The organism is Paraburkholderia dipogonis (assembly GCF_042680985.1).
GTDB lineage: Bacteria > Pseudomonadota > Gammaproteobacteria > Burkholderiales > Burkholderiaceae > Paraburkholderia > Paraburkholderia phytofirmans.
In genome coordinates this window covers 381110-401046 of sequence record NZ_JBHUFR010000006.1, presented here as the reverse complement: position 1 = coordinate 401046, position 19937 = coordinate 381110, and the positions used below count along the sequence as shown (strand labels likewise).

Sequence of the window (19937 nt, the reverse complement as noted above, 5' to 3'; positions counted from 1 at the left end):
CCGGGGCTCGGGAAAGCGGTCTGCCAAGGGCAGATCACCGAAGCTTCATGGCGACGGGGCGTCAATCTTCCTCGGCACTGCCTTTGCCGAGTTCGGCCTTGAGGACGAAGCTGTTCGCCGCGGCGTACTGTTGACCAGGCCGAAGTCCTTTCACTACTTCGACGACCTTATCGTCACGCCGTCCCGCCTCGACAGGCTGCGCAACAAACCCCTTGGGCGACTGAACGAAGATCGCGGTCGCGCCGTCGATCTCCTGCAGCGCGTCGCTCGCCACCGCGAGCGGCACGTTTTGCTTGCCGGCGTCCACCGACACATTGACGAACATGCCCGGCCGCCATGCGCCGTCCGGATTCGGCAGCACCACGCGCGCCGGCGCGGTACGGGTCTGCTCGCCGAGCAGCGCGCCGACATAGCTGATCGAACCGCTCGACTTCGAGTCGAACGCGGTGGCGCTGACCGTCGCTTCGCGGCCGACACGCACATCGTTCAGGCGTTGCGCGGGCACTGCCATTTCGGCCCACACGGACGAGAGGTCGGAGAGAACGAATACCTTGGCATCCGCCGCGATCGCCTCGCCGGGCGTGACGTGCTTCTCGACCAGCGTTCCGGCAAACGGAGCGCGCAATTCGTAACGGTTCAACGCGCCGCCCGATGGTGGCGCATTCAGCGCGGCGAGCTTCGCACGGGCGTTCTGCGTGGCGATCTCGGCTTCGCGCAACACGACCTGCGCCTGGAGATAGTCCTGCTCGGCCGAGATACGCTCCTCCCACAAGGTCTTTTCGCGGCGATACGAGGTTCGCGCGGCGGCGAGCCGGCGCTCCGCGCTCAGCAGCTCGCTTCGGCGATCCGCGAGATCGGTGCTGGCGATGACCGCCAGCACTTGCCCTTGCGCGACTTTCTCGCCGATCGAGACATTCACTCGCTCGACGATGCCCGCCACACGCGGCACGACATGTGCTGTCCGATCCTCATTGAACCTGATCTCACCGGGAAGCTGGAATGTCGTGAGAATCTGCGCGGGACCGGCGCGGTCGAGACGAATTCGCGCCGCCTCGATTTGCGCGGCGCTGAGCGCGATTGCCCCATCAGCCCGCGAAAACAGGATCGATGCGGATTGCCCACGCCACTTGAGTTCAATGGATGCGTCGAAGACATGGGGCTTCGCGATCGGCTCCGCGGAAGTCAGCTTCTGCCCCGCCGGCACGAATCGCAATGGCTGTATCGAACCGTCGTAGCGCTTGAGCAGACCCGACACGGCCAGATCCTTGTCCGCGGGTTTGCCTTCGACAAAAGGATAGACGACGAGCCGCGCGTCGCCCGGCTTCTCGGACAGGACGACTTCGACGGCCAGCACGCCGTGTCGGAAAACGGTGCCGCCGTGCTGGCCCAGGGCAGCCGGCGCGCTTGCCGATGTTTCAATAGCGCCCGAAGCTCCCGCGGTTGTCGACGACACCCGTGTCAACGCGAACACGGCGAGCGCGCCGCTCACGCCGCTGAGGGTCAACGCCGTGGCGATAACAAGTTTTCTGCTCAGCATGAGAAATCCTTCAAGGTAGACGGGGTGCGCTGCCGCGCAGCGGAACGCCGACGAGCCGGCCGATTTCGGCGTACGCCAGGTGCGCATCGGTCAATGCCTGCACGTATTGCGACTGCCCCTGAAACAGCGTGCGCTGCGCATCCAGCACGTCGAGGAAGCTGAACTTGCCAAGCTCGTAGCCGCGCGACATCGCGTCGAGCGCCTCGCGTGCGGCCGGCAGGACATCGGTTTTCAGACGCCGCGCTTCCAGGTTCGAGCGCTCGTAGTTGGCGTATGCCTGGGTCAGATCGAGTTGCAGACTCGCCTGTTCACTCTCGAAGTCGGCACTCGCCTTCTCGGCTTTGTGAACCGATTCGATCAACGCACCCTGGTTGCTGTCGAACAGCGGAAGCGGAATGGAAACGCCGACCACCGCCTGGTTGCCGGGCACCCCGCCGGTCACGACCCGCTTCATGCCCGCACTGAACGTGATATCGGGGATTCGTTTCGCGCGCTCGACGTCAATCGCGGCGTTGCTGCGCAGCGTCTCAGCCTGGGCGGCGCGCGCGAGCGGTGCGTCGGACAGTTGGGGCAACAGTTCGGCAAGCGGTTCGAGCGCAGGCACTTTTTCGATGTCGCCTGTCACAGGGCGTCCCCGCACGAGCGGACTGCCCATCACGTTCGAGAGCTTTTCCACGGCAACGGTGAGCCGCGAAGCCGCGTTGGCCTGTTCGATTTGAACGCCGGTCGCCGCGACACGCGCTTTGGTCGCCTCGACCGGCGACACCTTGCCCGCCCGCGCACGTTTGTCCGCCAGCTCCGCCGATCTCGTCGCGATATCGGCCGCTTCACGCGCCACTTGCAACTGGCGCTGCGCCGCGAGCAATCCGTAAAACGCGGCGATGACGTCCGAGCGCAGGGCCGCGCCGCGCGCATCGAGCGAGGCCAGCGCCACCTCGCGCCCATAAGAGGCGACGTCGAGGCGCGCCTGGCGCTTGCCGCCGAGTTCGACGGTCTGGTTGACGAGCGCCGTCGACGTGCGCTCGATGCGGCCGAACCCTTCCTGCAGCAGCGAAATCTGTGGATTGGGGCGGGCGCCTGCCTGCATGAACGTGCCGCGCGACGCATCGGCTTCGGCGCGCGCGCCGCGCAGCAGCGGGTTGTTCTCGGCGGCGATGCCGAGCGCCTCGTCGAGCGACAAGGCGGCGCCTTCGGGCGGCGCAGCGTGTGGAGTTAGTGGTGAAGATCGATTGTCTTGCGCCAGCGGCGCGGCGGATTGCGCGAAGGCCGGATTCGCCGCGGCGATCGCAAGTGCGACAGCAAGGTTGCGGGTAAGCATGGCGACCTGACATGTTGACGAGGTGCGACCAATGCTACGAGCCCGCCGCCGTGCCAACATGGTGGAAGAATGAGATTTCCGTCATCTTCTGCGGCAGCGCGGATGAGGTCGGCGGCATAAACGGGCGTGACGACTAGAAATGTCCGGCCCGTCCTGATGTTCGCCCAGTCCAAACGCGCCCGCACCACGCAAGATTTGAACAGCGAGGTCGGCCGTCTGGTGCGGTGCTGCTCCCGCGCCGGCAATCGGGCGTTGCAACTGTGCGGCCTGCACGGGCGGCTCGGCCCGTCATCACTGATAGGCCGCACCTGCGCCAGACGATGTATTCGCTCACACGCCATGCGCGGCTCACTGCCCGCGCAGGAAAGCCCCGAAGCCCCGCCATCCGGCGCGCTCCTCGACAACTGCCCCCAACTGCCGGCACTCGACCTGAATGCCTCGCGCGGGAGCGTTCTTCACAAATTCATCGATCAGTTCGCGCGCGTCGGGGTCGATGAAATCCGCGCGGCTGCCATCGAGTATGACCGTTGCCCGATCGGGAATCGCCTTCAGATGTTCCTTGAGGCTGACCTTCGCGAGAAACGACACGTCCTTGCGCAAGGACAGCAGGAAGTGGTCGTCATGCTGCGCCATGGTGATTGGCCGCCGCATGTGCGCATGAATGGCGAACGCGACGCTGCACGCAATCCCGATCACGATGCCCATCAACAGGTCGGTCAGCAGCACGGCGGCGATCGTCACGATGAATGGTGCGAAACGCGCGAAGCCCTGTCTGGCGGCATCCGCGAACATCGACGGCTTGGCGAGCTTCAGCCCCGTGAAGATGAGAATGGCGGCGAGACTCGCGAGCGGAATCAGATTGATCACCGCTGTCAGCGCGAACACGCTCACGAGCAGCAACACGCCATGCACGACGGCCGACCAGCGGCTTTGCGCACCCGCTTCGACGTTCGCGGAACTGCGGACGATCACGGACGTGATCGGCAGGCCGCCGATCGCACCGGCCACGATGTTGCCGATACCCTGCGCCTTGAGTTCGCGATCCGGCTGCACGGGGCGTTTCTTCGGATCGATTTGCTCGACGGCTTCGAGACAGAGCAGCGTTTCCAGACTCGCGACGATCGCGATCGTCATTGCCAGACGCCAAACGTCCGGGTTCAGCAAGTGCGTCAATTCAGGCCAGTTGAACACTTTGTCCAATGCCGCAAACGAAGCCAGCGACGGTAGCGACACGCGATGCTCGAGTGGCGGCGCGAACGCCGGAGCAACGAAGTCGAGCAACAGCGTGAGCGCAATACCAAACAATACGACCGCCAGCGGCGCGGGCACATGGCGCACGAACGCGAAGCGTCGCGCGGCCCTCGTTTCCCAACTGGCAAGAATAGCCAGCGACACGAGCGCAATCGCGCATGCGGCCACGGACATCGCGCCGAACGGCGTGACGATCGTGCCACTCGTGACGCTCGTCACACTCGCGCTGCCGTCTGCCAGACCTGCCGCGAGCGGCGCCTGTTTGATGATGAGCAACAGGCCGATCGCCGCCAACATGCCCTTGATGACGGAAGACGGCACATAGGCGGCAAAGCGGCCCGCCTTGAGCAGGCCGAATCCGAACTGCATGGCGCCCGCGAGCAGAACCGCGATGAGAAATGAGGAAAAACTGCCGAGCCTCGTCATGCCGTCGACGACGATCACAACGAGTCCGGCCGCCGGACCGCTGACGCTCAGATGCGAACCGCTCAGCAAAGCGACGACAAGGCCGCCGATGATGCCGGAAAGCAGGCCGGCGATCGGATCGACGCCGGATGCATTGGCAATGCCGAGACACAACGGAAGTGCGACGAGAAAGACGACAGTGCCGGCAAACATGTCGCGGGGAAACGATGCAAACTGTTCGCGTAGATTCATGATGATTGTGTATCCAGACGTTTCGTACAAGCGGAAGATGAGACAGGCACTCGAAACAGCGCAAGTCGGTTACCTGAATTTAACGGCCACAGGGTGCGTGTACATGACTGACAAATGAGAAGTCCGTCACTTACGCGTGACGGTTAATGAGCTTGATGAAACAGGGCTGTGAGCGAGCGAAGGGGCGAACGGGACGCTCTGACGGATGTCGGTGCCGTTGATGCTGAACAGGCCGCTCCGGTAAAGACCCGGAACGTGTCTCCAAGTAGTTTTATCGTGCCGATTCGACTGCGCCATGTGTGGGCATTGGCATGGGTTCGCCCCCCCGACGGGCCGCTCGCTCATGAACGAACACAGCGGCGAACTCGGTGCGTCGGGGGCTCCTGCTGTGAGCACGGCATCTATGCCGACACTCCCACGCACGCTCGCCCAAACGACTGACGCGGCGAGCAGACGAACTCCCGCGCATCATCTCGGATGGGCATGGCAGGTTCGCTTTGCCACGTCAGCGGCGGCGCCGTACTCAAGAGCCGGCATCACGAACCTGCGTAGATGTTGCAGAAACTCACCGGCCCAACGCAGTGCGGATTGCCGTCAGGCATCGGCAGTCCGTGCGGCGCGCCGCCGGATTCATGCGACCCTGCCGGCACGCCGCCTTCGTCGCTCTGCACCGATTGTGTCGCGGCCTTGGCCTTTACGTTGTGGGCGAAACTCGGATGCACATCTGGATAGGATGACTCAGTAACGTAGCGCAAGCCATTGGCCTGTGCTTCGGTGAGTTGCTGTTTCACCTCGGCACGTGTCAAGCCCTGAGCCTGAACAGCAGAAGCAACAAGTACGGCAGAAGCCAGGGCAAGACTGATGATCGATTTCATATGCGACTCCATTAGTGTCGAATAATGCCGCGCATGCGCGCGGATTGTTGCGAGAGACAACGACGAGAGGAACACGCACGTCTGCCGATTACTCGAGATAGCGTTGGGATTCGGCAAAGAGTGCCTTATTGCGCTCGATAGTCCGTTTGCTCGGCGGATAGTCGGCTTCGGTCGTCGGTATGAGACCATCCTTATATGCCTGAAGCAGCTCCTGGCGAACTTCAGCGCGTGTCTTTCCCTGAAGCGCCGGTTTGACCACCGGTGCCGCACTCGACGACAGAGTGGTTTGCGATACGCTACCGTAACTCCCAGCTTGCTTGACGGGTGCATGACCGGGGGACGCCTGCCCCACGTCTGCTAAAGCCAATGGGGATAAAAAAGCGCCAAGCAGACCAATAACAAATACTTCTCGAACCTTCATCTGAACCTCCTTTCAATCCGGTGTCGTTATTGACTCGACTCCAGTTTGGCGCGCGGAGGAAACGTCAGGATGATTGCAAGATGATGTTTTTGTCAGGAGGCCGCGCGGTCATACGCGCGTCACATGTTGCTGCCCGCGTTGCCAATGGTTTGTGTGTCAGCGGGGGTTCGCCGATGCGACGGTTGATGCGCGAGATGTGCGCTGCGAAGGGACAGGGAGAAGTGGAGCACTCCATCGCCTGCCCCGGCGAACGCGCGAACCAACTCGCGCCGAACATCCCGCGAGTCGATATGTCCGAAAAGAAGAAGCGTCAGATAAGAAACGTTAGGATGTTCAGCGCTAACAAAGTGGGGGACGCCGATTCTCTCCAGTCATCGGTAGCGGCGTTTGCGCGACCGCTCACCGGACTTCTGACTCCGCCTCCGCAGCGAGGGCCGCCTGAACCGAAGGACGTTCGTCCAGGCGATGCATGAATTGACTCAGCCGGGGCCATTGATGCAGGTCAATATTGAGGTGCTCGGTCCAGCGAACGACCACGAACAGGTATATGTCCGCCACCGACACTTTGTCACCAAGCAGGTAATGCCTACTATCCGCGAATAGTGACTCGACAAAGCCGAGCCGCGCAGACACTTTGGCCCTTGCTCTGGTTTCTCCCTCCGGAGTCTCGGGATGGAACAGCGAACCAAACGCTTGATGCAGTTCAGCCGCGATATAGATCAGCAACTCGTGCAAGCGGGCCCGCTCCATTGTTCCCACGGGCGGCACGAGATCTGTGCCCTCGCCCAGGTACAGTGCAATTGCCGCTCCTTCAGTCAACACCTCGCCGTTGTCAAGCTTCAGAGCGGCTACATACCCCTTGGGATTGATCGCAAGAAAATCTTCTCCGTTCTCAGTGAGTTTGGTCGCGAGATCGACCCGCTCCAGTTCGAACTTGACACCCAGCTCGCGTAAGATGATGTGAGGGGAAAGAGAACATGTTCCGGTCGCAAAGTACAGTTTCATCAGGCATCCTTGTGATTGCAAAGTGCCTGCAACGATGCCACATTCGATTACGTGAGGAAACCCTCTTTCTTTCAGTTACCAGCAATCTGTGGTAACCATTTGGTAACCTCGAATCCGCGAATGGAGGAAAGAATTTGTCTCTGAAGCTCAGAAAAAACCGCTCACCAGCACCTGAAAACATCTGCCCGCTCAGCAAGTGTATGGCCCTGCTCGGGGGCGCCTGGACTACGGAAATCATCTGGTGTCTAAGTGCCGCACCACGCCGATTCAGTGAACTCCGTGTGGACATTCCCGCGATCTCAGCCAAGGTCCTCACAGCACGTTTGCGGGATCTCGAAAAAAAAGGGATTGCCAGCCGGCAGGTCATGCCGACATCTCCGCCGTCGGTGGAATACAGCCTCACCGCCTTGGGCGCCGAATTTCTGCCCGCCATCGCAGCCATAGCCAAGGTAGGTGACAAGCTAAAATTTCCTTAGAAGCCGCGCACGCAGGCCGGCCGTCAAATGAAATGCGGGGCGGGCGCGACCCATGCGCCCGCCTTGCGTGAAGTTCTTGAATCGGGTGAATCGGGTAGATTGCACAACTCACACCACTCCCGTCACCAACGCCACTCGTATCACTTGCGCCAACGCAACGGCCGGCGCAAGTGATGGCGCTCCAGCCTCACACCCGCGCCCGCATGCAAGAAAGACGGCATGCCGCCCAACTCGACGCCCGCGGCGCGCTCGCGCTCCTCATCGGCTTCGACGGTCTTGCTGGTGTCGATGAAAAGCGCCGCCAGGATGCCGACCGCGAGCAGTCCCGCGGAGATGTTGAACGGCACGTTGTAGCTGCCGGTTTTCTCGATCAGGTAGCCGAACACCACCGGCGACACCATCCCCGCGACACCGAAGCCCGTGTTCATCATGCCGCCGGCCGTGCCCGCATACTTGCCGGCGATGTCGAGCGGCAGCGTCCACAACACCGGGTTGGTGATTTCGAGGAAAAAGAACGAAGCCGACAGGAACCACACGGCCGTGAGCGGATTGGTGGCGGACACCATCGGCAGCAGAAACACCAAGGAACCGCCCATGCCCACCACCAGCACCGCACAGCGCGCAAAGCGCAAGCGGCCCGTGAGCTTGTAGAGCTTGTCCGACACGACGCCGCCGAGCGTGTCGCCAATCACGCCGGCCAGCAGCGGCAGCGCGGTGAAAAGCGCGAGTTGCTTGAGATCGAATCCACGCGACTCACGCAGATAGGACGGCAGCCACGTCAGATAAACCCACAGCAGCCAGCCATAGCAGAAGTCGACGAACGTGACGAGCCACATGCGGCGCACAAGCTTGCGCCACGGCGTGGCCGCATGTTTGGCGCGGTCGCAATCGCCGGCGCGGTAGCCGATTTCCGCGGTTTCCTCCGGCGTGATGCGCCGGTTCTGTTCCGGCGAATTGGTGAACACGAAGAGATAGAGCACGGTCCACGCGAGGCTCGCGATGCCGAGCAGGATGAACGCGTCGCGCCAGCCGCCGGTCGCCACCACGGCCAGCACCAGCGGCGGCGTGATCGCACCGCCCAGCCGCGCGAAACTGTGCGTGATGCCTTGCGCAAAACCGCGCTCGGCCACCGGCATCCAGTAGGTGAAGGCGCGCGTCGCGGTAGGAAATGCACCGCCTTCGCCGATGCCGAGCGCGAAGCGCATCACCACCAGCATGGTGACGCTGCCCGCGAAACCCGTGGCGAGCGTGGCCACGCCCCAGATCAGCGACAGCACGGTGAGCACCAGTTTCGGCCCGTACTTGTCGGCGAGCCAGCCGCCGATGATCTGCATCGCCGCATACGGATAAGCGAAGGCCGAGAACACCAGCCCGAGTTGAACGGTCGTCAGGCCCATCTCGTGACGAATCAACGGACCGGCGACCGCGATGTTCACGCGATCGATGTACGAGATGAAGTACATCAGGCACATGACCGCCAGGATGATATGGCGTGTCTTGACACGCCGGATACGCGTTTCCATGCTGTCTCCTATCTATTGTATGTATCGATCTCTACCGCACTGCGACCGGGAAGCGGCGCCCCGTCAGGTGGGTACCAGCTTGAGCCGCTGCACCTTGCCGGAAGGTCCGCGCGGCAGTTCATCGACGAAGCGAAACTCTTTCGGTGTCTTGTAGCGTCCGAGTTCGCGCAAGCAGTGCTCGCGCAGATCCGCCGGATCGGGCGCGCCGCGGCCGTCGCTCGTGCGCGGCACCACGAAGGCGACGATGTCCTGGCCGTAGGCCGGGTCGGGCACGCCGACCGCCGCGGCATCCAGCACGTCGGGATGACGCAACAGTGCTTCGTCGATTTCGCGCGGCGCAATGTTTTCGCCGCCTTTGATGATCAGTTCCTTCGCGCGGCCGTTGATGTAGAAGTAGCCGTCCGCGTCGCGATAACCGAGGTCGCCGGTGCGCAGCCAGCCGTCCGAAGTAAAGGCAGCGGCGGTCTCTTCGGGCCGTTTGTAATAGCCGCCCATCACCTGTTCGCCGCGCAACACCAGTTCGCCGCATTCGTTGGCGGCGCACTCGCGCCCTTCGCGATCGATTACCTTCGCCTCGCCGCCCGAAGGCAGGCCGATGCTGCCCACGCGCCGCCGCTCCATTTCATACGGATTACTGAAAACCGGTGCGGCGGTTTCCGTCATGCCCATGGTTTCGATCACGCCGATCCCGAAGCGCGCCTCGAACGCGCGATGATGATCGGCGGGCAACGCGGCCGACGCGCTGCGGCAAAACTTCAGCGCCGACAGATCGTAGGTGCAGGCTTCGTCGGCGTTGAGCAGATAGGCGACGATCGTCGGCACCACGTTGATCCACGTGCAGGCATGCAGCGCGACGTCGCGCCAGAACGTGCGGGCCGAGAAGCGCGACGTCATGACCGCCGAGCCGCCATGAAACAGCGGTGCGAGCAGCGTCACGACCAGGCCGTTGATGTGATAGAGCGGCAATGACGCGAGCACGCGATCGTCCGATGTGAGCCGGTGTTCGGCGCTGATATTGCGTGCGTTCGCCACCAGGTTGCGATGCGTCAGCAGGACGCCTTTGGGCGTGCCCGTGGTGCCCGAGGTGTACATCAGCAACGCGACGTCGTCGGCTGTTGGTTCGTGGGCCGTCGCGCGGTCCGTCACAGGTCGCGGCGCGCCGCCGCGCTTCGCGAGCGGCGGCGCCGTGGCAGTGCTCGCGCCATGTGCCGCGGCTTCGACTAACGCAGGTTCATGCTTCGCCAGCGAAGGCGGTTCGGCATCATCCGGTTCGGTCTGGATCAGCGCAATTTCGCGCGTCAGCCCGGCGGCGCGCAATTCGGCGACTGCCGCGCCGATCACCGCATGCGTGTCGCTCGCGGCGAAGATCATCCGCGTGTCGGAGTGATCGACGATATAGCGCACCTGCGAGGGCTGGCACAGCAGATTGAGCGGATTGGCAATCAGTCCGCTGTACATGGCCGCAAGCAGCAGACGAGCCGTCTGAATGCCGTTGCCCATGAACACGGAAATGACTTCGCCCGGTTGCAGACCCGCTTCCCTGAAGCGTGCCTCGAGCACGCGGCAATCGTCGCGCAGTTCGCGAAACGTCAGGACGGTCGCGCGCCGATCGGGGACCGGTGTTGCATCGTCGTCGAGTGCGGCGAGCAGGAAGGGCTTGTCCGGATGCTGCGCGGCGCGCTCGTCGATCAGCGCGCGAAGAGTGGCGGGCGTGTTCATCGGCCGTACCTCGCGAAGAAGTCGCCGAGCAATTCATCCGTTTCCGGCACGCGCTCTTCGATCGGATAGGCGACCCGCGTGGTGTTCAGATAGTGGCGGAACCCCAGATTGCCCGAGAAGTTGTTGCGGCCCCACGTGCCGCAGCCCATCGACAGCGAAAACGGCAAGCCGTTGTCGAAGTTGCCGCCGGTGGCAAGGCAATGCGCCTGATTCACGATCACGCGCGCGACGGGCAAGCTCACGCCGAGCTGGACCGCTTGCGCGGCATCGCTCGAATGCAATCCGACCGAATGGCCCGCGCCCATGTAGGCGTAGATGCGGCGCACGACTTCCGCCGCGGCATCGAAGCCGGCGGCGCGATACACGGTGAGGACCGGCGCGAGTTTCTCGCCTGAGAACGGATAGTCGCTGCCCGCCCCGCTTTCTTCCACCATCAGGAAGGCGGGATGACGCACGGCGACTTCCTCCAGACCCGCCACGCGCGCGATCACCTCGGCGGATTTAGCGGTGCACTGTTCGGAGAGCTTGCCGTTGACCCACATCGCCGCCTGCAGGCGGGCCTTTTGCGCGGCGTCGAGCAGTACGCCGCCGCACGCGGTCAGTTCGGACAGCATCGGCTGATAGACGGCGTCTTCGATCACGACGCTGTTTTCGGACGAACAGCTTGTCGCGTTGTCGAAGGTCTTCGAGCGCAGGATCTTGCGCGCCGCATCATGCAGATCCGCGGACGCCGTGACGATCGAAGCCACGTTGCCCGCGCCCACGCCGAACGCTGGCGTGCCGCTCGCGTAAGCCATGCGCACGTTCGCCTGGGAACCGGTGGCAACGACCAGATCGCACTGTCGCATCAACGCAGCGGTCGCCGCCTTGCTGATCGGCGCGGGCAGCATCTGCACGAGGTCGGGATCGATGCCGGCCTTCGCGAATTGCGCGTGAATGAACTCGATCAGCAGCGCGCAAGACGAGTAACCTTTGGGGGACGGCGCGACGATTACTGCATTGCCGCATTTGAGCGCGTTGATGATCTTGTTGGCCGGCGTCGCCGCCGGATTGGTCGATGGCGTGATGGCCGCCACCACGCCGACCGCGCGTGCGATCTCGACGAGGCCGCTTGCTTTGTCTTCCAAAATCACGCCGGTGGTCTTTTGTCCGTGCAAATCGCGCAGCAGGCCCAGCGTTTTGCGATAGTTCTTGCGGAACTTGTCGTCGGCGTTGCCGAGGCCCGTATCGTGCACCGCGCGTTCCGCCAGTTGCCGGTTGCGCTCGGGCTCCATGATGGCCCACGCGGCAGCGTCGGCGGCGGTGTCGAGCGCCTGTTGTCCTGCATGCTCGAAAGCGCGCTGCGCCGCGCGCGCCTTCGCAACGAGCGTGGCGACCATGCGCTCGGCTTCGCCGTCCGCATGGTGGCCCGCGATTTCGGCTCCTGTGGCCCTGACGTTCATATGGGTTCGCTCCGCGTGAATAGATTGATTGCAGTGCTATCAATCTAGCCAGCCGCGCTTAGGGCGAAGTCCCGTTTTTCGAGCTATCCATTGCAGTGGGTTCGCCAGCATCGGAAAACGCAAAATTCGGTACTTTCCACAGTCCCGAAAAGCAATGAAGTCGATGCAAAATCAACTCTGTGAATACGCTGGCGAGGGAGTGGGATGTCGACGTCAAACCAGTCGAATGCAGCCGCGGTGCGCGCGTTTCGCGTACTCGAAACGCTTGCCGAAGCGGGCAGCCCGCTTTCGATGACGGAGCTCGTCAATGCGCTCGGTCTGCCCAAGCAGACCGTTCACCGCATCCTCGTGCAATTGATGGATGCGTGGCTCGTCACACGCGGCGCGGGCGATCGGCTTTACGAATGTTCGCCACGCGTGCGCATGCTCGCGGTCAATGTGCTGATGCATGCGGGACCGGCCGCCGCGCGTCATGTGCTGCTCGAACAACTGGTGGCGAAAATCGGTGAGACCTGCAATCTGACCATGCTGTCGGGCAACGATGTGGTTTACGTGGATCGTGTCGAAACCGAGTGGCCGCTGCGCATGCATTTGCAGCCGGGTTCCCATGTGCCGCTGCACTGCTCGGCGAGCGGCAAGCTGCTGTTGAGCTTTCTGCCGAAGGACCGGCGCGAACGCGTGATCGAGACATTGCCGTTGCGCGGTTATTCGGAACGGACGATCACCGATCGCGACGCACTGCGCAAGGAATTGACCACCACGCGGCGGCGGTTGCTTGCGATCAACAACCAGGAACATCTGCAAGGGCTGATCGCGATTGCCGTTCCGGTGATGCTGGATCGCAATCGCGCCTGCGCGGCAATTGCCGTGCAGGCGCCGGTGGGCAGAGTCACGCTCGACGATCTGCTCGCGTTTGTGCCTGATTTGCGCCACGCGGCGGAAGAGACGGCGAAGACGTTTCGGGAATGACGCCGCCTCAGGCCACGGTGGTTTAGCAGCGCGGCAGCGCGGCAGCGCGGCAATGCGTCACGCGCCGCGCTCCTACGATTCAAAGCGGGTACAGAATCACGACCGCGCATGCACCACCGAATCGAACGCGCCCACCCGCCTCCTCTCTATCGCCCGCACCGACAGCGCCGATATCAAAGCCGAGAACAGCACATACGCGCAGACAGTCCATGGCTTACCGCCGTTCAACCGCATCAGGATCGTCGCGATGATCGGCGTGAGCCCGCTCGCGAAGATACCCGAGAACTGATACACGAACGAGATACCCGTATAGCGCACTTCGGCGTCGAACAGTTCGGCAAACAATGCCGCCTCCGGGCCGTACACCATCGCGTAGAAAATGCCGAACGGCACCACGATGGCCGCCCAGATCAACAGCGTGTTGGCCGGCTGCATTTCGATAAGCCAGAAAGCCGGAAACACCGACACGCCACAAATCAGCGAGCCCCAGAAATACACCCGCGCGCGGCCGAGCTTATCCGACATGCTGCCGAACAGCGGGATAAAAAGGCACATCACGCCGGCCGCGATCATCACGCCGAGCAAGGCATCGGTGCGGCTCATCGACACGTGCTGCGTGAGGTAGCCGATCGAGAACACGGCGAAGATGTTGAAGAACACGCCGTCGATATAACGCGCGCCCATGCCGAGCACGACGGCGCTGCGATAGCGCGTGATCATGTCGACGAACGGAATCTTCGCTTCGCGCCGATTGCGCTTGAGCGCGAGGAATTCGGGCGTCTCCATCACCTTGGCGCGAATGTACAGGCCAATCAGAACCAGACCGAGCGACGCGCCGAACGCGATCCGCCAGCCCCACGACAGGAAGGCCGTTTCGGGCAATAAGCGTGAGAGCGCGGCGACCATCCCCGATGCGAGACAGAGTCCGATCGACAAACCGATCTGCGGCAGGCTCGCGTACAGGCCGCGCTTTTCAGGCGGCGCGTATTCATACGCCATCAGCACCGCGCCGCCCCATTCGCCGCCGAGCCCGATGCCCTGCAGCACGCGCAGCGACAACAGCAGGATCGGCGCCCAGATGCCGATTTGCGCGTATGTGGGAACGAACGCGACGCCCGCCGTCGAAATCCCCATGATGATGAGCGTCAGAATCAACGCCGATTTACGCCCGATCCGATCGCCGAAGTGACCGAATATCACGCCGCCCAAAGGCCGCGTCACGAAGCCCACTGCAAAGGTCGAATAGGCGAGCAGCGTCGATACGAGCGGATCACTGGCCGGAAAATAGAGCTTGTTGAATACGATGCCGGCGACCACGCCGTAAAGAAAAAAGTCATACCATTCGACGGTTGCGCCGATCACACTGGCGAACGCAACGCGCCGGATAGCGCGGGGATCGATTGCCATAGCAGCAGCTCCTCAGTGGACGGCCATGCCGCGCGTATCGACACGTGCCTGGCCGATAACCCCAGTTGTCTCCTCCGGGGCGGTTTATGTGCAGACCGCGAAACGTCCATTACCTGACGACCCGCGACTGCGTATTGCGGCGGACCTCGCCCGCCGTCGTGTTGCACCTGCTACTTCAATTGCTGGATCAAGCGGCTACTTTCGCCGCGGGCGTCGTCGCCACACCTCGATCGACACCGCTTGCGTCGTGCAGAATCATGTCCGACGCTTTTTCGGCCACCATCACGATCGGCACATTCGTATTACCCGACACGAGCGTCGGCATGATCGAACAATCGACCACGCGCAACCCCTGCGTGCCGTACACGCGCAAACGTTCATCGACCACCGCGAGCGGATCGCCCGCCGGTCCCATCTTCGCTGTACCAGATGGATGGAAAATTGTCTGTCCGTACTCCCGGCAGAACTCGAGCAGTTCGTCATCGGTTTGTGCGTCCGCGCCGGGCCGCACCTCGCGTTTCATCAATCCGGCCATCGGCTGCGCCGCCGCGACGCGGCGCGCGAAACGCACGCCGCCGATAGTCGTGCGCCGATCGAGATCGGTGTTCAGATAATTGGGCTGAATGGACGGCGCCTCACGCGGATCGGCGCTGCGAATGCGCACCGCGCCGCGCGATTCCGGGCGCAACTGACAGATCGAGTACGTACAGCCGGGAAAGTCGTGGACGTTGCCGCCCGCGGAATCCGCCGACAGCGTCGAGAAATGGAACTGGATATCCGGTGTCGCCGATTCCTCAGGCAGCGCGCGACAAAACATGCCGCCCTGGTTGATGCCGACCGCGAGCGGGCCGCTGCGCATCAGCGCCCATTGCAGGCCCATCTTGGCGCGGCCCGTCCATGAGCGCAGTTGATCGTTGGTCGTGATCGGCTTCGTCACTTCATAGATCAGACGGATTTGCAGATGGTCCTGCAAATTCTCGCCGACGCCCGCGCGATTGGCCACCACGGGAATGCCGAACTCGCGCAGCAGCGCAGCCGGTCCCACGCCGGACAGTTGCAGCAATTGCGGCGACTGCAATGCGCCAGCGGTCAGGATCACTTCGCGATTGGCGTGCACTTCGCGCAACTCGCCGTGTTGCCGATACTGCACGCCACATGCGCGGGTGCCTTCGAAAAGAATCTTCGAGGCCATCGCGTCGGTTTCCACGTGCAGGTTCTGGCGCTGCCGTGCGGGTTTGAGATAAGCAACAGCCGTCGAGCAGCGAAACCCGCGGCGCGTGGTCAGCTGATAGTAGCCGACGCCTTCCTGATCGCCCGTATTGAAGTCATCGATGCTTGCCACGCCTAACGAATTCGATGCCGCGATAAACGCATCGACCAGTTCGTGGCGCTGTTTGATCGTCGAGGCCCACAGCGGCCCGCCGACACCACGCGTTGGCCCTTCGCCCAGTTCGTTATGCTCCAGCCGTTTGAAATACGGCAGGCAGTCTTGCCAGCTCCAGCCGCGATTGCCGAGCCGCGCCCAGTTGTCGTAATCGTCCCGTTGTCCGCGCACATAGATCAGACCGTTGATCGAACTGCTGCCGCCCAGCGTGCGGCCGCGCGGCCAATAGAGCCGGCGATTGTGCATGTTCGGATCGGGATCGGTATAGAAGCCCCAGTTGTAGACCGGGTGGAACATCGTCTTGCCATAGCCGATGGGAATATGAATCCACATGAAGCGGTCGGCGGGGCCGGCTTCGAGTAGACACACCGAGTAGCGGCCGCCTTCGGAAAGCCGGTTCGCCAGCACGCAACCCGCGGATCCCGCGCCGACGACGACGAAGTCGAATCGGTCTGCCATGTGACCTGTCTCCTGCATGTTTTATAAAAAACGGTATGTTTCGTTGAAATTTATGTTCAGCCCGTTTCCTGTTCAAGAAATTCCCGCTACTATCGGCTCATCTGAAACAGAAACAGCGTTTTTTGTTTCACTTTTAGAAATGACCGGCCGGCACGCGCGACGTACGCGGACGTCGGACAGCCACCGATCGACAGCCAGGAAGCGTATGCAAGCACTTTGCTCGTCCCCACGTGGAGAACCTCTCGCCGAGGATTCACGGGCGCTGCGCGCATTGGCCGTGCTCGAGCAACTCGCGGGCGCGGGACAGCCGTTTTCGCTTTCGCAACTCTCGCTGCGCCTGCACATTCCCAAGGCCACGCTGATGCGGCTGATCGAATCGCTCGAAGCGCAGGGCTACGTGATGCATCTGCCTGATTCACGCGGCACGGACCGTGGCATCACACTGGGTCCGAAAGCGGCGCAACTCGCGCTCACCACGCTATCCAACAACACTTTCGGACGCGCCTGCCGTTCGCTGCTGCGCTCGCTGGTGGACGCACTCGGGGAAACCTGCAACCTCACCGCGCTCGACCGCGACACCGTGCTCTATCTCGAACGCGTGGAGACCACTGAGCCGCTGCGCCTGCATCTGCAGCCCGGCACGCGCGTGCCGTTGCACTGCACTGCGAGCGGCAAGCTGTTTCTGTCGCAGATGCCACCGGCCGAGCGCCGCCCCGTACTCGCGCGGCTGACGCTGGAACGCAGAACGCAGGGCACGCTGACGGAACTGAATCTGCTGGAAGCGGAACTCGACCGGCTCGCCGCGCGCGGAATCGGTATCGACAACGAGGAGCTGGTGCGCGGCATGGTGGCGGTTGCGGTGCCGGTGCGCGATGCCGCGGCGGGGCATGTGCTGGCCGCGCTGGCGATTCACGCGCCGACCGCGCGCGCGAGTCTGAACGACCTGCTCAAGGCCGTGCCGAAGCTCAAGGATGCAGCGTTGAAGCTGGCTCCTCTGTTATCCGCCGGCCCTTCCACGGAGCATCCGTACCATGAGCGCTGAGGCCTTTCCCATGAGCGAACCGTTGGACGCGGCAGAGTCCCCAACCCGCAACGCCAAGGCCGGGCGGCCTGAAGCCGGGTTGTACAATGACGCCGATCCATTTTCCGGAACGGCAGGCATGACCAAAGCGGATACTCCGACGCTGCGCGCGTTTGCATTGCTCGAACACCTCGTCAACTCGGACGGCCCGGTTTCGCTTGCCGACATCGCGCAAGATGTCGCGCTGCCCAAGGCGTCGCTGCATCGCATGCTCGCTTCGCTCGAGGCGGGCGGGCTCGTGATCCGCGAGCCCGGCCAGAAGAACGCGTACGTGATCGGGCCGCGGCTCGCGCAGCTTGCGTTGGGTGTGGTGAGGCATTCCGGCGCGCGGCGCCTGCGTCATGCGATCCTCGCGCGTCTGGTGGCCGATCTCGGCGAGACCTGCAATCTCACCATGCTGCACGAAACCGAGGTGTTGTACCTCGACCGCATGGAAGCGCCGTGGCCGTTGCGCCTCGATCTCAAACCCGGCTCGCACGTCCCCGCGTATTGCAGCGCGAGCGGCAAGCTGCTGCTCGCCATGCTGCCGCGCGAACAACGCTCGGCGCTGGTGCGCGCGCTGAAGCTCGAACGCTTCACGCAGAACACCATTACCGATCCGGAACTGCTGGAGGCGGAGCTCGACCGCACCGCGCACAAACGCATTGCGATCGATAACGAAGAGTTTCTGGCCGGCATCGTGTGCGTAGCGGCGCCGGTGGTCGATGAGAACGGCACCTGTATCGCCGCAATCGCCGTGCATGCGCCGGTCTCGCGCGCACCGCTCTCGCGCGCGCTCGAATTCGTGCCGCGTCTTCAGGAAGCCGCCAAGGAACTCGCGGCAACCTTCTGATGCGTGGGCGCCCTTAACGCGCGTCTTTGACTTCAGACGCGGTTAAGGCGCGGGCTTCTGCTTGCGCACGAGTTCGGCCAGCAGGCGCACGCCGGCGTCGATCTTGTCGAGCTTGATCGCCGAAAAGCCCATCCGGAAGCAGTTCTTCTGCTCCAGCCCGTCCATGAAGAACACGCCGCCCAGTTCGATCAGAATGCCGTGCTGTTCGGCGTCGTCAGCAAGACGCACTGCGTCGAGCCAGGGCGGACCTTGCACCCAGCACGACGCCCCGCCCGTAATCGGGATGTGACGCGCTTCAGGCAGGTACTTGTCGAGCGCCGCCATCAGCGCCAGCGCGCGCTCGCGATAAGCGTGGGCCAGCCGGCGCAGCAGCGCGTCGTGATGCCCGAGCGAGAGAAACGTCGCGAACGCGCGCTGAATGTAGGCCGCCGGATGCCGCACCATGAGCCGGCGCAACGCGCGCAATTCCTGCACCAGTTCGCGCGGACCGACGATATAGCCGAGCCGCAAGCCAGGCGCGAACGTCTTCGACAGACTGCCGATATAGATCACGCGGTCGGCCTTGTCCAGACTCTTGAGCGCAGGATGCGGCAGGCCCGAAAAATTGTTCTCGCTTTCGTAGTCGTCCTCGATCAGCACGAAGTCGTGCTTCTGCGCGAGTTCCAGCAAGGCATGCCGGCGTTCGATCGGCATGGTGGCCGTGGTCGGACATTGGTGGCTCGGCGTCACGTACACGTAGTCGCATTGGGCGAACAGGTGCGCGTCGTCGACCGGGCGCACGCCGCCTTCATCGACCGGCAGCGGTATCAGTTGCGCGTTGCGGTTCTCGAAGATATTGCGCGCGTCCGGATAGCCGGGGTTCTCAAAGCCTACCGTGGTGCGTTCGCGCGCCAGCAGATCGGCGATCAGATATAACGCCTGTTGGCAGCCCATCGTGATGACGATCTCATCCGGCATCGCAAACACGCCGCGCCGGGGCAGCACGCGCGTGCGGATCTGCTGGATCAGCGTGTCGTCGTCGCGGCCGATCAGATCGGGCGCCCAGTTGCGGATCTCCATCACCGACAGTGACTTCATGCAGCATTCGCGCCAGTCGTTGGTCGGAAAGAGCGACTGGTCGAATTGCCCGTAGATAAAGGGAAATTCGTAATCCTGCCAGTTGCCCGGCTTGACGATGTTGCGCTGCGCGGACGGCCGCCGCTGGACACGCTGAGCCCAATCGGGGCGCGCGCTCGCATGCTCCTGCTCGCTGCCGGGCACCGTCTGCGCCGCTTTGAAGCCGTGGCGGCCCTCCAGCATCGCCGGATTGACGAAGTGCCCGCTGCGCTCGCGCGAAATCAGATAGCCCTCCTCCACGAGTTGCTGGTACGCCAGCACGACCGTATTTCTCGCGACGCTCAGTTGATCGGCCAGTTCCCGGCTGGACGGCAGCGCGGTCTGCGGCGGCAGCTGGCCGTCCAGAATCGCGGCCACCAGCATCTGGCGGATTTGCCCCTGCAGGCTCATGTTCGAGTCGCCCGGACGCTGAAAACGCTGCGTCCAAAGCGCCGTCGCTGTACGGCTGGACATGCTTCCTCCTGA

At 63.0% G+C, this 19937-nt stretch carries 16 protein-coding genes; 4 read left to right on the top strand and 12 right to left on the bottom strand.

Annotated features, from left to right (window positions below):
- Positions 1-61 precede the first annotated feature (61 nt).
- The 6 genes from ACFSNN_RS06470 to gstA all read right to left on the bottom strand — a co-directional run bounded on the left by ACFSNN_RS06470 (position 62) and on the right by gstA (position 7064).
- Positions 62-1537 (bottom strand): efflux RND transporter periplasmic adaptor subunit, encoded by a 1476-nt coding sequence (locus tag ACFSNN_RS06470; RefSeq protein WP_134459818.1) that lies wholly within the window; start codon positions 1535-1537, stop codon positions 62-64.
- A gap of 10 nt (positions 1538-1547) precedes the next feature.
- Positions 1548-2855 carry a TolC family protein gene (locus ACFSNN_RS06465; RefSeq protein ID WP_134459821.1) on the bottom strand — a complete coding sequence of 436 codons (1308 nt, stop codon included), beginning with the start codon at positions 2853-2855 and terminating at the stop codon, positions 1548-1550.
- Positions 2856-3203: 348 nt separating this feature from the next.
- Positions 3204-4763, bottom strand: a complete 1560-nt coding sequence (locus ACFSNN_RS06460) for a SulP family inorganic anion transporter (protein ID WP_134459824.1) — start codon at positions 4761-4763, stop codon at positions 3204-3206.
- Positions 4764-5299: 536 nt separating this feature from the next.
- Positions 5300-5638: a DUF4148 domain-containing protein gene (locus ACFSNN_RS06455; protein WP_166799315.1), complete on the bottom strand. Its 339-nt coding sequence runs from the start codon at positions 5636-5638 to the stop codon at positions 5300-5302.
- A gap of 88 nt (positions 5639-5726) precedes the next feature.
- Positions 5727-6059, bottom strand: a complete 333-nt coding sequence (locus ACFSNN_RS06450; RefSeq protein WP_134459830.1) for a DUF4148 domain-containing protein — start codon at positions 6057-6059, stop codon at positions 5727-5729.
- 399 nt (positions 6060-6458) lie between these two features.
- Positions 6459-7064 carry a glutathione transferase GstA gene (gene gstA / locus ACFSNN_RS06445; RefSeq protein WP_134459833.1) on the bottom strand — a complete coding sequence of 202 codons (606 nt, stop codon included), beginning with the start codon at positions 7062-7064 and terminating at the stop codon, positions 6459-6461.
- Positions 7065-7198: 134 nt separating this feature from the next.
- On the opposite strand from gstA, the gene ACFSNN_RS06440 reads away from it, so the two are divergent.
- Positions 7199-7540, top strand: a complete 342-nt coding sequence (locus tag ACFSNN_RS06440; RefSeq protein WP_134459835.1) for a winged helix-turn-helix transcriptional regulator — start codon at positions 7199-7201, stop codon at positions 7538-7540.
- Positions 7541-7680: 140 nt separating this feature from the next.
- Here ACFSNN_RS06440 and ACFSNN_RS06435 read toward each other — a convergent pair whose 3' ends face one another.
- The 3 genes from ACFSNN_RS06435 to sauS form a co-directional block, all read right to left on the bottom strand.
- Entirely contained in the window at positions 7681-9063 is a 1383-nt protein-coding gene (locus tag ACFSNN_RS06435; protein WP_134459838.1) for an MFS transporter, read from the bottom strand.
- Between the two features lie 63 nt (positions 9064-9126).
- Positions 9127-10782: an AMP-binding protein gene (locus tag ACFSNN_RS06430; RefSeq protein ID WP_134459840.1), complete on the bottom strand. Its 1656-nt coding sequence runs from the start codon at positions 10780-10782 to the stop codon at positions 9127-9129.
- Positions 10779-12224 (bottom strand): acylating sulfoacetaldehyde dehydrogenase, encoded by a 1446-nt coding sequence (sauS, locus tag ACFSNN_RS06425; RefSeq protein ID WP_134459843.1) that lies wholly within the window; start codon positions 12222-12224, stop codon positions 10779-10781. Before sauS ends, ACFSNN_RS06430 begins: the two co-directional genes overlap by 4 nt.
- Before the next feature lie 204 nt (positions 12225-12428).
- Here sauS and ACFSNN_RS06420 point away from each other — a divergent pair, with 204 nt between their 5' ends.
- Positions 12429-13193, top strand: coding sequence for an IclR family transcriptional regulator (locus tag ACFSNN_RS06420; RefSeq protein ID WP_106300702.1), 765 nt, complete (start codon positions 12429-12431; stop codon positions 13191-13193).
- Between the two features lie 96 nt (positions 13194-13289).
- On the opposite strand, the gene ACFSNN_RS06415 is transcribed toward ACFSNN_RS06420, so the two are convergent.
- Together ACFSNN_RS06415 and ACFSNN_RS06410 are read right to left on the bottom strand one after the other, a co-directional pair.
- Positions 13290-14600 carry an MFS transporter gene (locus ACFSNN_RS06415; RefSeq protein WP_134459845.1) on the bottom strand — a complete coding sequence of 437 codons (1311 nt, stop codon included), beginning with the start codon at positions 14598-14600 and terminating at the stop codon, positions 13290-13292.
- 187 nt (positions 14601-14787) lie between these two features.
- Entirely contained in the window at positions 14788-16443 is a 1656-nt protein-coding gene (locus ACFSNN_RS06410; RefSeq protein ID WP_134459848.1) for a GMC family oxidoreductase, read from the bottom strand.
- Positions 16444-16648: 205 nt separating this feature from the next.
- Between ACFSNN_RS06410 and ACFSNN_RS06405 the strand changes: the two genes are divergently transcribed.
- Positions 16649-17485, top strand: a complete 837-nt coding sequence (locus tag ACFSNN_RS06405; RefSeq protein WP_134459851.1) for an IclR family transcriptional regulator — start codon at positions 16649-16651, stop codon at positions 17483-17485.
- A 118-nt stretch (positions 17486-17603) separates the two neighbouring features.
- Positions 17604-18356 (top strand): IclR family transcriptional regulator, encoded by a 753-nt coding sequence (locus ACFSNN_RS06400; RefSeq protein WP_134465473.1) that lies wholly within the window; start codon positions 17604-17606, stop codon positions 18354-18356.
- Positions 18357-18398: 42 nt separating this feature from the next.
- On the opposite strand, the gene pdxR is transcribed toward ACFSNN_RS06400, so the two are convergent.
- Positions 18399-19925, bottom strand: a complete 1527-nt coding sequence (gene pdxR / locus ACFSNN_RS06395) for a MocR-like pyridoxine biosynthesis transcription factor PdxR (RefSeq protein ID WP_134459854.1) — start codon at positions 19923-19925, stop codon at positions 18399-18401.
- Between the last annotated feature and the right edge of the window lie 12 nt (positions 19926-19937).